At 48.2% G+C, this 13,814-nt stretch carries 13 protein-coding genes and 1 pseudogene; 7 read left to right on the forward strand and 7 right to left on the reverse strand.

The window, feature by feature from the left end; genetic code table 11:
* Positions 1-61: 61 nt before the first annotated feature.
* Genes AC0YNT_RS11240 through AC0YNT_RS11250 form a run of 3 tightly spaced genes read left to right on the forward strand, consistent with a single transcriptional unit; the run spans position 62 to position 3,562 of the window.
* Positions 62-961 (forward strand): ABC transporter permease, encoded by a 900-nt coding sequence (locus tag AC0YNT_RS11240; RefSeq protein ID WP_167278290.1) that lies wholly within the window; start codon positions 62-64, stop codon positions 959-961.
* 11 nt (positions 962-972) lie between these two features.
* Positions 973-1,845 carry a carbohydrate ABC transporter permease gene (locus tag AC0YNT_RS11245; RefSeq protein WP_441892715.1) on the forward strand — a complete coding sequence of 291 codons (873 nt, stop codon included), beginning with the start codon at positions 973-975 and terminating at the stop codon, positions 1,843-1,845.
* 31 nt (positions 1,846-1,876) lie between these two features.
* A complete protein-coding gene (locus tag AC0YNT_RS11250) occupies positions 1,877-3,562 on the forward strand; it encodes an extracellular solute-binding protein (RefSeq protein WP_475804644.1) in 1,686 nt (561 codons plus the stop codon).
* Positions 3,563-3,749: 187 nt separating this feature from the next.
* On the opposite strand, the gene AC0YNT_RS11255 is transcribed toward AC0YNT_RS11250, so the two are convergent.
* From AC0YNT_RS11255 to AC0YNT_RS11265, 3 genes are all read right to left on the reverse strand, one after another.
* Positions 3,750-4,172 (reverse strand): DoxX family protein, encoded by a 423-nt coding sequence (locus AC0YNT_RS11255; protein WP_475804645.1) that lies wholly within the window; start codon positions 4,170-4,172, stop codon positions 3,750-3,752.
* Positions 4,173-4,579: 407 nt separating this feature from the next.
* The gene (locus tag AC0YNT_RS11260) at positions 4,580-6,208 is read right to left on the reverse strand and encodes an S-layer homology domain-containing protein (RefSeq protein WP_475804646.1); all 1,629 of its coding nucleotides are present in this window, start codon (positions 6,206-6,208) and stop codon (positions 4,580-4,582) included.
* A gap of 122 nt (positions 6,209-6,330) precedes the next feature.
* Positions 6,331-8,508 (reverse strand): amidase family protein, encoded by a 2,178-nt coding sequence (locus AC0YNT_RS11265; RefSeq protein ID WP_475804647.1) that lies wholly within the window; start codon positions 8,506-8,508, stop codon positions 6,331-6,333.
* Positions 8,509-9,158: 650 nt separating this feature from the next.
* On the opposite strand from AC0YNT_RS11265, the pseudogene AC0YNT_RS11270 reads away from it, so the two are divergent.
* The 3 genes and pseudogenes from AC0YNT_RS11270 to AC0YNT_RS11280 form a co-directional block, all read left to right on the forward strand.
* A pseudogene (locus AC0YNT_RS11270) lies at positions 9,159-9,251 on the forward strand (beta-galactosidase); the annotation flags it as partial.
* 36 nt (positions 9,252-9,287) lie between these two features.
* Complete coding sequence (locus AC0YNT_RS11275) at positions 9,288-9,629, forward strand: hypothetical protein (protein WP_475804944.1); 342 nt, start codon at positions 9,288-9,290, stop codon at positions 9,627-9,629.
* Positions 9,626-9,913, forward strand: coding sequence for a hypothetical protein (locus AC0YNT_RS11280; RefSeq protein ID WP_475804945.1), 288 nt, complete (start codon positions 9,626-9,628; stop codon positions 9,911-9,913). The genes AC0YNT_RS11275 and AC0YNT_RS11280 overlap by 4 nt, the downstream gene beginning before the upstream one ends.
* Before the next feature lie 136 nt (positions 9,914-10,049).
* Here the strand turns inward: AC0YNT_RS11280 and AC0YNT_RS11285 are convergent, their stop codons facing one another.
* Positions 10,050-10,688: an HD domain-containing protein gene (locus tag AC0YNT_RS11285; protein ID WP_475804648.1), complete on the reverse strand. Its 639-nt coding sequence runs from the start codon at positions 10,686-10,688 to the stop codon at positions 10,050-10,052.
* Positions 10,689-10,720: 32 nt separating this feature from the next.
* A complete protein-coding gene (locus tag AC0YNT_RS11290; protein WP_475804649.1) occupies positions 10,721-11,368 on the reverse strand; it encodes an FMN-dependent NADH-azoreductase in 648 nt (215 codons plus the stop codon).
* A 190-nt stretch (positions 11,369-11,558) separates the two neighbouring features.
* Here AC0YNT_RS11290 and AC0YNT_RS11295 point away from each other — a divergent pair, with 190 nt between their 5' ends.
* Positions 11,559-12,071 (forward strand): Rrf2 family transcriptional regulator, encoded by a 513-nt coding sequence (locus AC0YNT_RS11295; RefSeq protein WP_475804650.1) that lies wholly within the window; start codon positions 11,559-11,561, stop codon positions 12,069-12,071.
* An 80-nt stretch (positions 12,072-12,151) separates the two neighbouring features.
* Here AC0YNT_RS11295 and AC0YNT_RS11300 read toward each other — a convergent pair whose 3' ends face one another.
* Both AC0YNT_RS11300 and AC0YNT_RS11305 read right to left on the reverse strand, forming a co-directional pair.
* Positions 12,152-12,691, reverse strand: coding sequence for a DinB family protein (locus tag AC0YNT_RS11300; protein WP_475804651.1), 540 nt, complete (start codon positions 12,689-12,691; stop codon positions 12,152-12,154).
* Positions 12,692-12,757: 66 nt separating this feature from the next.
* Positions 12,758-13,705 carry a helix-turn-helix transcriptional regulator gene (locus AC0YNT_RS11305; protein WP_475804652.1) on the reverse strand — a complete coding sequence of 316 codons (948 nt, stop codon included), beginning with the start codon at positions 13,703-13,705 and terminating at the stop codon, positions 12,758-12,760.
* Between the last annotated feature and the right edge of the window lie 109 nt (positions 13,706-13,814).

Genomic DNA, 13,814 nt, shown 5'->3' on the forward strand with positions numbered 1-13,814 from the left:
TTGTAACCGGATACACTAGTTACAGGTCAAAGGTTAACAGAAACTCGAAAGGAGGGAAAACATGAAATCAGCATCTAAGTTCAAAAAAAATGTGCCTCTTCTGTTGATGTTCGCTCCGGCACTTGCATATTACTTGATTTTTAGATACTTGCCAATAGGAGGGCTGATCATCTCCTTTGAGAACTACAACTTCTTTGATGGGGTGTTCCACAGTCCCTGGGTAGGCTTTAAAAACTTCGAAATGCTATTCAGCAATGATAAAACGCTTCGGATTATATGGAATACACTTTGGCTGAGCGTGCTCAATCTGGTGGTAGGGTTTCCGGTACCGATTGTCCTGGCACTCATGATTAATAGCGTTAGACGTACATGGTATAAAAAATTCGTCCAGACAGTCGTTTATCTGCCCCATTTCTTCTCCTGGGTTATCGTAGGCGGCATGGTCATCACACTGTTCTCGATGGAATCCAGCTTCCTGAACCATTGGATTGAAGACAAATACGGCGAACCGTATCCGTTCCTGTACAAAACCCTCTCCTGGGTCACGATCTTTGTAGGCTCCGGCGTGTGGAAGGAGATGGGCTTCAGCACCATTATTTATCTGGCAGCTCTTACATCAATTTCTCCAGCACTTTATGAAGCGGCTTCGATTGACGGGGCAAGCAAATGGAAACAAACCTGGAATGTTACGCTGCCAGGAATTAGAGGCACAATCATCTTAGTGCTAATTCTCTCCATGGGACGAGTCTTAGAGGTTGGTTTCGATCAAATCTACAACCTTCGTAACGCAATGGTATCCGATATTTCGGAGGTTATTAGTACTTATATTTATACACTTGGTATTCAGGGTGGACAATTCAGCCTGACAACGGCGCTAGGTCTGTTCGAATCTGTTGTAGCCTTTATTCTTATTCTGGCCGCAAATCTGTTGGCTAAGAAGTTCGATAACAATTTGTTCTGAGGTGAGCGAGGATGAGAGAATCTACTGGAGATAAAATAACAAGAATAGGGATTTCGGTTCTCCTGCTGCTCATTTCGATCTCGTGTCTAGCACCGGTGATCAACATTCTGTCCATTTCCTTCAGCGGCAAGCAGGCCGTTGAGTCAGGCAAAGTATTACTCTGGCCCATCGATGTCACGTTGCAGAGCTATTCAGCTCTATTTGAAGGAACGCGGGTGCTGGCCTCACTTTGGAACGGGGTTGTTATGACAGTAGGCGGCGTAATCATATCGATGGTCTTTACCATCTGTGCGGCTTATCCGCTGTCGAAGGGCTATTTCTACGGCAGAAGAACCTTTACGCTGATGTTACTATTCACGATGGTCTTCACCGGCGGATTAATTCCTACTTATCTGGTTGTGAAGAGCCTGGGTCTGATAGACTCGTATTGGTCGATTTGGATGCCAGGGGCGGTCAGCACGTATAATATGCTCATTATGCGTTCTTACTTTGAAGGCATTGAACCGGAGATTGAAGAGGCGGCACGAATTGATGGCTGCAAGGAAATGACTTTGCTGTTCAGGATTATTCTTCCTTTATCCATGCCGGTCATTGCAACACTAGTCCTGTTCTATGGCGTAGGCTATTGGAACAATTTCATGAACGTACTCATTTATATCAACTCGACCGAAAAATATACAATTACCGTTCTTATTCAGCAGATGATTGCAAGTCAGTCTTTGCTGACTGAATCGCTTGCGAATGATACGACTGCTCTGGAACTTGTGCCTGAAGGAATCAAGTCGGCCGGTATCATTGTACTGATTCTGCCAATGGTTCTAATCTATCCGTTCTTGCAGAAGTATTTTGTCAAAGGTGTCATGCTTGGGTCTGTGAAAGGTTAACTTTACATTATGGCGATGGGGGAATAGATATATGGTAAAGATGACGAAGAGAAATGCTTTAATAGCAGGTGCATCGTTAACACTGCTTGCAGTTCTGGCGGCTTGCGGAAATAATGACAATGCGAATAACAGTGCACAGTCCGGCGACAGTGGCAGCGGTAAAAAGTCGACGATCAGCGCGACGGTATACGACCGTGGATTGATTGCAGCTTCCGAAGGCACGATGGAGAAAAACCGTTGGACTAAGTGGATTAACGAGAACGGTCCAACGAATGTGAAATTTACGGCTGTTCCACGGACAGAGTCAAAGCAAAAGCTGAATACGCTGTTCGCATCCGGCAGTGCGCCGGATCTGATCTTCGAATTCGACCCAAATATCAAGAACCCGCTATATGATCAGAAGCAGCTGATGCCGCTGGACGATATGATCAACCAATACAGCACGACTTACAAGAAGCTTCTAAAGGACAATCCGGCTCTGAAATCAGCAGCTACCAAGGCGGACGGGAAGATGTATGAGTTCGGCAAGTTAAACGAAGCGATTCCGCAGAATGTTATCGTTATTCGCCAGGACTGGCTGGACAAGCTCAAATTAACAACTCCGAAAACAACCGAGGAGCTGTATCAGGTGGCGAAGGCATTCGCCGAGCAGGACCCGGATGGCAATGGTAAGAAGGATACCTATGGATTAAATATCGGCCCAGGTATTACGGATATTTTCGGCGGAACCGGCTTGAATAACTCCTATGTGGATGAAAACGGTAAGCTGGTGCGTACATGGGATAACTTCGAGCAATACATTGCTTTCGCTAAACAACTGTATGATGAAGGAATTATTGATAAAGACTTTATTACCGACAACAACGGAGCAAAGGCTCGTCAGGACTTCCTGAACGGGAAGACAGGCATCTATTTCGTACAGGCAAACACGAATATGTGGAACCGTCTGTGGATTACGGATTATGCGACGTTGAAGGCAAATGTACCAGGAGCAGATCTTGAGATTGTACCAAATCCAAAATCTCCGCTTGGCCAGTACACAGTCTGGATTAACAATCCGGTGCAGCTGACAGCGGTTGTGAACCGCAATGCCAAGGATCCAAAAGCGATTATGGAATATGTAGACTTCCTGTCAACACCAGAGACTGGCAGAACACTGACAAACGGTATTGAGGGTGAGCATTGGCAAGCAGGGGCAACCGGCTGTCCGAATCCAATTGATCAAGAGAAGAACAAGACGGAGCTGGGCTACCTAGGTCAAGACTATAATATGATCTTCTCGGTTGTAAGCGGCGGCAAATGTTCGTTCATCGCAAGCAGCTTTAATCCGGATAAGCCGGATGAGAAGCTCGCGAAGGATAAGTTCAAGGAAAACATGGAAATTCTCTATAACATGATTGATCAAGGTGCCCAGTTCCCTGGCCTGACACACGTAGAGCATTTGCCTACTGTTCCGCAAGACCTGCTGGTGGACCAACAGAATGCGACTACTGAGATTGGCAACCTCACCACGAAAGCAATTGTAAGCGGCGCAAGCTATACACCTGAAAAGGCTATAACAGAGATGCAAGGCCTTTGGAAGAAGTATAATGGTGAGAAGATTGATGCGTTCTACCAAGAATGGTATACCGCGAACAAAGATACCGTGCTGATGCCGGATGATATTTTCCAGATCGTGAAGGATCAGAAGACAATTCAAGAGGATATTTTGAAATAGGAAAGTGTGAAAACAAACAGCCCCCGGGGAGCGTGATGCTCTCCGGGGGCTTATTTGGTTATGGTGTTGCCGGTCGAAAACTTACTGCACATAATCCAATGTAGCGGCATTGTGAAACCATTATAGCCTCGCAAGAAGCATGCGCTACTCTAAAAGCTGGTCTAACCGTAACCTCAATTGGTGTATCCTAGAACTTGCGGTTCTCCGGACGAAGCGCCCACGACGCGATATTCAGCAGAGTATAGAAGAGCGGAAGGATCACATTAAACCCGCCATCGCCATAATCGTGATCAAGCAGATGGGAGAATGCGGCGCCTGTCATCAAGAAGAAGATCCCGGCGTGGGTCCATTCCTTCAGCCGCGGAAATCGCGGTGCAAGAACGGCAATCACTCCAAGCAGCTTCCAAACCCCTAGAATTTGCATGATGTATAAGGGATACCCCAGATTCGTGACGAGATCCACATTTCCGCCTAATTTCATTAGCTGTCCGAGACCGCTTAACGTAAGAGCTGCGGCAAGCAGTAACGTGACGGACCAATAGGCCACCTTTTTCCCTTGAAGCTTAGTTCCAGCTTTTGCGGTTGTTACCGCGCCGATTGTATTGTTCATTTTTATTTCCTCCTCGAAAATGGTTTTAATTTGTATGCCAGCTGCGGATTGGCTAGTGTGACTGATTGTTTTATTGGACACCTTTAGGTGTCGGTTTGTTGTGTTTAGTATAGGACACCTTTTGGTGTCCTGTCAACGATGTTTTAAATAAAATTTGTAAAAAATATTGGAGCTATTATTCAAAAGTCTCAGGATACTTGGTTTATCTAATGGATGGAAGCGGAGGAAAGGAGATTAGAAAGGGTGGGGGAGCCGCCGATTTGCGGTTTATGTGGGAGTGAATTTCGATTCTGGAACAGAAGACTGCTTGGCAGGCAAACAAGCGCAAAAACCGGAAGGGAATTAGTTCCCCTCCGGTTCCAATGAAGATCCGAATTGCTATTTGCTGTATTCCCGGCGGACCAGGCTTACAGCTTATTAATTACTCCATAAAGCATTTGAGCGGCTTCCGCACGGGTCGAGGTGCCAAGCGGTACGAATTCGCCCTTCGCCCGTCCTTGAACGATGCCAAGCGATGCGGCCTTCTTGACGTTATCCAGCGCCCAAGCGGAGATGGAGTCTTCATCCTTGAAAGGCTCGGCTGTCACAGACGCAGGCTTGCCTTTCATTAAATCGTAGCCTCGCATCGCAAGTGTAACCATCTCCTGGCGGGTAATGTTGGCGCCGGGGGAGAACGTTGTGCTGCTTACGCCTTGCACGATACCGGCTTTGTATGCGGTGGCAACGTCGGCAGCATACCAGGCGTCTGCGGGAATGTCCGTGAAGGCAGGCTTTCCTTCCGCCTTCAGTCCAAGCGCCCTGACGAGCAGCGCGGTAAATTCGGCGCGGGTAATGCTGCGGTTCGGCTCGAAGGTGGATGCTGTCGTGCCGGTCACGATTTGCTTCGCGAAAAGCTCCTTGATTACGCCGGATGCCCAATAGCTGTCAGGGACATCGGAGAAATGCTTGTCGATCTCAAGTACCGCGTAAGAGCTGAAATGCGAGAGCTGTGCAACATATACGCCATTCTCGTACGTCCCGCCTACGAATTCGGGCGCTCCGCTATCCGGAAGATAGAAGATGGACGCCAGCTTCGGGTTGGTCGAAGCGTCGACCGGCAGACGAAGTGTCACGGGCTCGCTGAATTGATGCAGATCGTACGAAGTTCCGTCCGCCGCAATCCATTGCAGCTTCAGTTCGTAGATATGCCCGCTGAGCTTGGCATCTGTTCCGAATGCGGGTTTAGCTGTTCCTTCCACCGGTTTGACGGTCAGGGCAATCGATCCGCCCTGCAGCTGCGCGGCGGTTAGCGTTTTCTTCAGTTCAGTGAACGCGCTAGATGGAATATCCAGCGAGGCTTTGCTGGAGGTAGTGATGCTCAGCACGCCTTTTCCAAGCAGCTCGTCCGTATTGGCCGGCAGCTTGATCAAGGTGACGGATGCCGGCACCTCAATTGGTTTGCCGTTCTTCAATTGATCGGTCGTTACAGTCAACGTGCCCTCCGGCTCGACTGGCAAACTGCCCGAGGATCCGCCTGAACCGCCTGAACCACCCGATGATCCGATTTGAACGGAGGTGCCATAATGATTGTCAATTGTACTTGCGGTCAGTCCCGAATCGATCAGCCGGATCTTTCTGACCTCGATGTCGGCCTTTCCGTTAGCGGCTGCCGTGAAGGTGAAGGATGCCAGATCTAGATCGCCGCTGTCGCCTGGCGAGCTTCCCGACTTCGTGTGGGCGAACACGAGATGAGATTCGCCAGCGCCGTCCGCGGTAACTTTGGCCGGCGTGCTGAAGCCAACCAAGGTCGTTTTTTCGCTGCCTGTCTTGAACGTCAGCAGATCGGAGTCATAATACACATGCAATTCGTAGGCATATACATCCTGCAATTGGCTTCCTTTTACCGTTACGGTGACTTCGTCGCCGCTGTTCAGGGAGCTTTTGTCGGATGTCATGGAAAAGGAGGTCGGATCGGCCGCCGCCATTGTATATTGGGGTACAAGCATGGCTATTGCCAAGCAAATCGTCGTAAGCAAGGATAATCGTTTACGCGCCATAAGAGGTTCGTCCTTTCTCGTATAGTCAAACGCCGGCGAAAATGTAAAGGGAGAAGGAGTGGAAGGGGGGCTTATCTTCTCCGCCCCTCCGCTCTCTGTTCTCCGGTTACGTTCCCTGGAACTTATTCGCCGGGCAAAGCTGGAACCGATTTCGGCGTTTCGCGATGATGTGTCGCTTGTTCGTAAGCATAACCAAGCTTGATCAGCTCGCCTTCCTCGTAAGGGCGGCCGAGCAGCTCGATGCCAACCGGCAAGCCGCTGGACACGTAACCCGCCGGAACGCTAATGGCAGGGAAGCCGGAGAATGGGCTTAGTCGGTTTGCATTCCCGGAGCTGGAGCCCGCAGGTCCCGAGGTCGAAGGATACAAGATGGCGTCAAGGTTATTGTCAGCCATCAAGCGAAGCAGCGACTGTTGGGTCGTACGCGGCCGGAACAACACGATGTCCTTGTACTCCTGCGTATCAAGCGACTCGACGCTGTTCCGCGTGGTCAACGTGCTTTTGAGTACTGAGAGGAAGTCGGTGCCCGAATTGATGATATCCTGCAATGAATGATAGCGAACCACGGCCGGATCGACCATCCGCGGGTTGGACAGGTAATCGTTCAGGTTAAATTTGAATTCATAACCGCTGAGGCTTGGGTATTTCAAAATATCGGCGACATTCGGAATATTAACACCTACTACCGTCGCACCTTGATCCCGCATATCTTGGGCAGCTTGATTCAGCAGAGCAAGCACTTCCTGATTGTTGCCTACAACGCTGCTGTCCAAGACGAGGCCGATACGGGCGCCTTTAAGTCCGTTCTTGTCCAAAAATTTTGTGTAGCTGACTGGCTTCCTGCCGAAGCTGCCGGCTGTGGCGATATCGTTCGGGTCGTAGCCGCTGACCGCGTCAAGCAGGATGGCCGCATCGGATACGTTTCTCGCCATTGGTCCGCCTACGTCCTGGGACAACGCGAGCGGAATGATGCCGTCGCGGCTTGTCAGGCCAATTGTTGGACGGATGCCGACAATGCTGTTCCATGACGAAGGGATGCGGATCGAACCGCCTGTATCGGTGCCGAGACCGGCTACGCCAAAGTTGGAAGCAAGCGATGCGCCTGTACCGCCGCTGGAGCCGCCCGGATTTTTGGTCAAATCGTAAGGATTCCACGTTTGTCCGCCCAACGAACTGTTCGTGTCCGTGTTAATCGCGAATTCGCTCAGGTTGGCCTTGGCCAGGATGATCGCTCCGGCATCCTTCAGCTTCTTGATCATGAAGGCATCGCTGACCGTCTGGTTATCCTTCAAGCAGGTACAACCGGCGCTCGTTGGCATGCCAAGGGTGTCGTAGTTATCCTTAACGATGATAGGGATGCCGTGCATGAGACCGCGCGGACCTTGCTCCTTGCGCTCTTCGTCCAGTGCCTTGGCGATCGTCAGCGCATCTGGATTGACCGTAATAAGCGAATTGATTTCATCGTCGTATTCATTGATCCGGTCCATGTACATCTGAACGAGCTGCTCAGACGTCAATTTACCGGCTGCCATAGCATTCTGAATGCTCATGATATCGGTCTCCATCAGTTGGAACGGCTGGCCGTTGTCGTAGAGCACCTTTTTGCCTAGGGAGGCGAGATCCTGGAGATCGATTGTGTTGCTCTTGTTGAAATCGCCGTTTACAACCTTCGTCCAGTTCGGGTCGTCTGAGGCAATACCGAAGTATTTGATCAAGACGGAGAGATCGCCAACATCGATTACATTGTTATTGTTCAGATCGCCCTCGGCTGCGCCTGTAATCTGGACGGCCAGCGATTCCTCAGGTGTTTGAACCGTACTGCCGTCGTCGATCCCAAGCTCAACCGTGCCGCTGATTCCGCTCAGGTCCGTAGCTGCGTTAGCTTTGAAGGTCAAAGTGAGGAGGGAGCCTGCCGTTGTAAGGCTGCCCGTTGTATCCATCGTTACGATAGTCACCTTGCCGGACTCGGCGTTTACGCCGGCAATGCTGACGGCTGAATTTGCTGACGTCGCGGATATGTACTCAAACTGAGTCGGGTCATATTCGAAAATGAATTTCCCCGCCGTCGCATCGCTGGTTGCGCCCGTTAACGATACGGTTACGGCGAAGGAATCGCCGACCGAAGTGAGGGTAGGGCCGGAGAGTTGAACCATGGCCTTCGGTGCCTGATCCTGGGACTGCTCCTGAGCGACAGATGTGCCCGAACCACTGGCGTAAGCGCTGGTGTCCAGGATAGGAGTGAAGAGAAGCGAGGTGCTCAGCATTACAAGGCTGGCTAGTTTATAAATCGGTTTAATCATGGCGTCCTCCTTGGGTTGGCCTAAGCCAGTCTATTAATGTCAAATATAATAACCTAGTAGACAAAAGTGACAGAGGAATTTCGGATATATCTGACGTATACATTACATAAAAGGCTCCTCCCTCGAATCTCTCTATCAGTCTATGGCTTATAATAGTTAAGTTAATTAAGTAAATCAAACAAGAAAAAAGTCGAAGAAACCGCTTAAATACCCTATTTTTTAAGTTTTAATCGCTATTTCGGGATGAATCTCTTTAGAGTGCAAAACCTGTAATATAAATGTTAAGTTTTATAACATTAATATTTAGGGGCTTCAATGAAATTAATAGAATGGGGCTGGAACGCTATTGATTGGGTTTTTACTAGGTGAAAGCCGACGTAAGGTGGGGAAGAGGTCAAACTGGACTTAAACTAAAAAGTAGACACTTCGTTATTGGAAACTTGTATACGCAAGTACAACTAGCAATCGATGAGGTGTAGATATGGAGCAAAAACGTAAACGCTAGAGTGAGGAATTCCGCCGTAAAACGATCGAGCATCTAGTAGAACCCTATTATCACGCGAATTAGATATTGGGGTAACTACACTAAGTAACTGGAAGCAAGCCTACAGTGAACAGAAGAAAGATAAGAGTACGCAGCCGCTAATTATGAGAAGCTGGCGCCAGATGTGACCAGCTATTATTATGATGCCTTGCTGACAGAGTGGGGAGACATTACTCCAAAGTACGAATTATTCAAGCAAGTCATTAGCCAGCATACGGATATTCCTAATTTTCCATTGTCAACGGAGATCAAAAAAGCAGCTAATGGTGAGCTAAAGGTTACGGAAAGAGTGTCTTTGTTCAGCACGTTAAATACCATAAGTACAGGAGTTCATTCTGCTTACCCTCTAACGATGGAGGAGCTGAATCAGGGCACGGGCTACATTTATTATCGCAGTAACATTGGTCCAGCTCGTAAGATTGAGGACTTCCGTCTAATTACGTGTATGGACCGGGCTCATATCTTCATTAACAATGAGCAGAAGATGATCCAGTATGATCATGAAATTGGTGTTAAGCAAGAGATGGAGCTTACAGCACCTGAGAATGAGCTTGGGATTCTTGTGAGTGGGATATAGTTGATTTCTCGAAGGATTACCACGAAGGACAGCTAAGCTTCTCCAGCTTTACATTTGAGGTAGAGGAAGCTGTAGATACATTTGTTGATGTGACTGGCCGGGGGAAAGGCTTCGTAGTTATTAATGGCTTTAATATTGGACGTTTCTGGGACATTGGACCACAACAACGTTTGTATGTGCCAGCTCCGATCTTAAAGGCAGGCAGGAATGAAATCATCGTGTTCGAAGCAGATGGCAAAGCTGCGGATTCGATCATCCTCACGGATGAGCCGAAGCTCGGTTAAATCATTAAGATCGTGAAGCCCCCGGGGAGCGTGATGCTCTCCGAGGGCTTTTTGTTTCACAGCAATGTCATCGCCTCTTTAAATCTTGCGGTTTGACAGACGCAGCGCCCAACCCTAGAATCTGCATGATGTTCTACTACTCATTCCATGGGGAATGAAGAACGCTATGACAGAAGTTAGGGCGTTTAAATCCCGGAAGCAGCATCTCGCACACGTCGGCGTTAATCGTGCCGAAAGTGGTTTCCGGTTTGTGCTTGAAGCCTTCCAAGAAGGCATGCAGGATCCCATGTTTGAAATTGTCGCGAGGAAAATGTTTGACAACTTGCTCCCGTGCTTCTGTTGAGATGAGATCGAAGTTCTTCCCTACGACATCGTATCCAACGCCAAAATTCATAAGCGCAACTTCGGCTTCCTTATATTCGACTATCCCTATTGTGCTATGAAGAGCTACAGCATCCCATGCCAGCCGAATAAACTCTCCCGGAACACCGCGGCTTTTAAGAAAATCACGGACAGCATTAGCTCCATCGACCTCAAAGCGTTTGTCATCGCTCCGGAATTTAGGGGTAAGTCCGATATCATGAAAAAGCGAACTAATATAAAGCAACTCAGGATCATATTTGATTTGATTAAGATTACCCTTCATAGCCGCAAACAAAAATACCCGATTCGAATGGTTCCACAATAGATCGTCGCCATGCTCCCGCAATAACTCAGCTGCTTCAACGGCTAGCTTACTGTCGGGAATCTTGATATCTGCAATAAAATTGGACATGGATTATTCCCCTCTCTTCCAAATCATTCACTTCAAGCAACTACTTTATTTGCTAGACGTACTGCTGCTTCATGGGCCTCTTTTTTTGCTTTATCCAGAACTTCCGTTTTGTTCAGCACGTTTGTACCTTGCGCGCGGATAATCTGGTAATCCTCGACGCCGAGGAAGTTAAACATCGATTTAAGGTACTTGTGCGAGAATTCGATTTCCGTGTACCAGTCGTTATTCGTGTAGATGCCGCCGCTTCCTTGAATCACGAGTAAACTCCGGCCGTCAGTCAATAAGCCTACGCTGCCGTTTTCCGTATATTTGAAGGTCTCGCGAGCGATTAAGATGTTATCCATGTAATTCTTCAGACGGGAAGGGATATTGAAGTTGTGAAGCGGCATGATAATGACATATTTCTTTGCACTTTTGAACTGCTGCAAAATGTCATTCATCTTGCCGGTGACGCGTTTCTCTTCGTCCGTTAACTCTCTGCCGGAGGCTAATTTATCCCAAGCGCTTAACACGGTACTGTTTAATTCCGGGATTTCTTCACTATAGAGATCGATTTGCTCGATCGAATCGTTGGGATTCATCTTGCGGTAATTCTCAATAAAATGATTGCCGACTTGAAGGCTGACAGAAGCAGGGGAATCCACAGCAGGATGTGCATTGATAACAAGCAGCTTTTCCATTATGCCACTCCTAAACGATATATATTATCAAATTGGCGATAATATTAATCGCCGATTAGATTTGACTATAATATACGACCTCATGTCCGCGAAGTCAAATCCATTTTTATGGCAATCCAAAGGTTGACAATGGGCGCGGTTATCATTAAATTTATAGTATTTGACCCATGCAATAATGGGAGGAGTTATTATGCAGTATAGCGTCGGAGTAGAATATGCCTTGCATTGCCTAGTTTACTTAATTCCAAACGAATCAACGATTGGCATCAAGGAGCTTGCCTTTTTTCAAGGTATTCCAGAGACTTACCTGTCCAAAATTTTTACAAAACTTACCAAGGTGGGCATTGTTTCGTCGGTGCCTGGCGTCAAGGGCGGATTTAAGCTTGCGCGCGATCCGGACGACATTTCCTTCTGGGATGTAGTCGAAGCCGTGGAAGGAAAGAAGCCGATTTTCCAGTGCCAGAACATAAAGGATAAGGGCTATCTCTATCGCGACCGCGATTGTTCGGACTGTGCAGTACCCACGAGTTTCTGCTCGATAAATTTAGTCATGCTCGAAGCCGAAGAGACCATGCAGAATTACCTGCGAAGCAAGAAGTTGTCTTGGCTGGAGGAAGAGTTGGATCGAGTTTTGCCTGCGCAGACACGCAAGGATACGCGGGCTTTCTTTGCGAAGGACACTTCCATAAACGCAAGCGAATAGAGGATCATGCAAGCGGACTAAATATAAAAACAAAAATCAGCGTTGCCATATTAGAATGGCAACGCTGATTTTTGTTGTTTTCATATATTCTCAAGAGAATTTTTCAGCCGCTCCAGCTGCAAGAAGTGATGCCTGTAGTGCATCTCGACTAGCAAAAACCACTCAACAGCGTTTAATGCTCCGAAATTAGGATGGGGGACTGTATTTTCTAGAGGTGCTCGGATCAAGGTTGGTTCCGTACGTTTCATTCGTTCCACAACGTCTTGAAGTCCTTCGATCAGCTGTTCCTTATTGTCCGGCTGCTGAGGCGAGTAATGCGGGGAGGCCGGGACCCGAATCCGAATGGGTGGAAAATTTCCAAGCTCAAAGACTTTCTTGCCGTTCTCCGTTTTTTCTCCTGTACCCTCCGATACCGCACCGCTTCCCGCGATACATTGATCTACGTTGCGCAGATGCATGTTTTGAGCAGATCGGATCAAATGGACAACCATTTGGCCGATCGACCAATCTTCTTCATTCGGTTTTGTAAGTAATTGTTCCATACTGAAGTTACTCAGTTCATCTATATAGCGTCCAACCGCTTTTTCAAACGCCTGCAAGGTCTCCGTTGTGTTTCTCATCTTAACAACACTCCTTCTATAATCGGGTTACTCCCAATATAAAAGAACGCTACTGACAACAGTCTGTCAGTAGCGTTTTAAAATTTTTTCGGCTACTTCCCGAATCCGGTGGCGTAGAGATTCCGGTTCCAACACTTCAACATCTCCGCCCCAGCTAAGGATAAGGTGAAGAATTTCTTCCGGTGCCCGAACGCGTAAATGTACCCAGAGACCATCGCTGCGCTCCTCGGCTGATTCGATATAAAAGTTGCCGATCTCGGCGATTTTGTCGGCAATCTCAAGGTTGGCCCGAATCCATACATGCTCATTGCGGTCATCCTGCGGACGGTAAAGGCTTAGGTTGAACCCATGCGGCATGGCAAACGTCGTGTCGAGCACGACAAGCTCCGTCATTCGCGACAACCGGAAATGGCGAATATCCTTGCGCATCTCGCAATACCCAATCAGCATCCAGTTACCCTGAGCAAAGACCAATCCGTACGGGGCCACCTCACGGGTACTCTTTCGGTTTCCATCCGCTTCCGGCGTCTTTTTCTTATAGGAAAAGCTTATTTTACGACGCTCCAGAATGGCTCGCCGCACAGTTCCGAGAATGTCTTTTTCCTTTAAGCCGGTTCTTGGCTCTCCGGCATTCAGAAGCCGCATCGTTTCCCGGACGCGTGCCGACTCATCCCGCACGGTCTCCGGCAGGATCGCTTCAATCTTGCTTTTCGCAGCCTTTGCTACTTTTCTGTAATCCCCATCCAGCCTTTGCTCGATAAAGTCAGCGCCCATCAGCAGGGCTACCGCTTCTTCAGCCGAAAACCCGATTGGCGGTAGAAAATAGCCTTCCATTAAGGAATAGCCGTGACCCGGAGCGCCAAAGACAGGAACGCCCATCTCGCTCAGGGCTTGAATATCTCGGTAGATGGTCCGTACGCTTGTCTCAAACAGAGAGGCCAAATCTTCCGCTCTTATTATTTTGCTCCGCTGTAGTTCAAGCATGATAGCGAGCTGCCGATCGGTTTTGTTCATTTTGATTTCCCCCGGACATCCATCATTGAAGTCTATTATATCTAATATTCAAGCTGGACGTCAGCACGCATAAGGTATTCCAGTGATTCACTCAAAATGAAGAAAAACT

Source organism: Paenibacillus sp. J22R56, assembly GCF_056269375.1.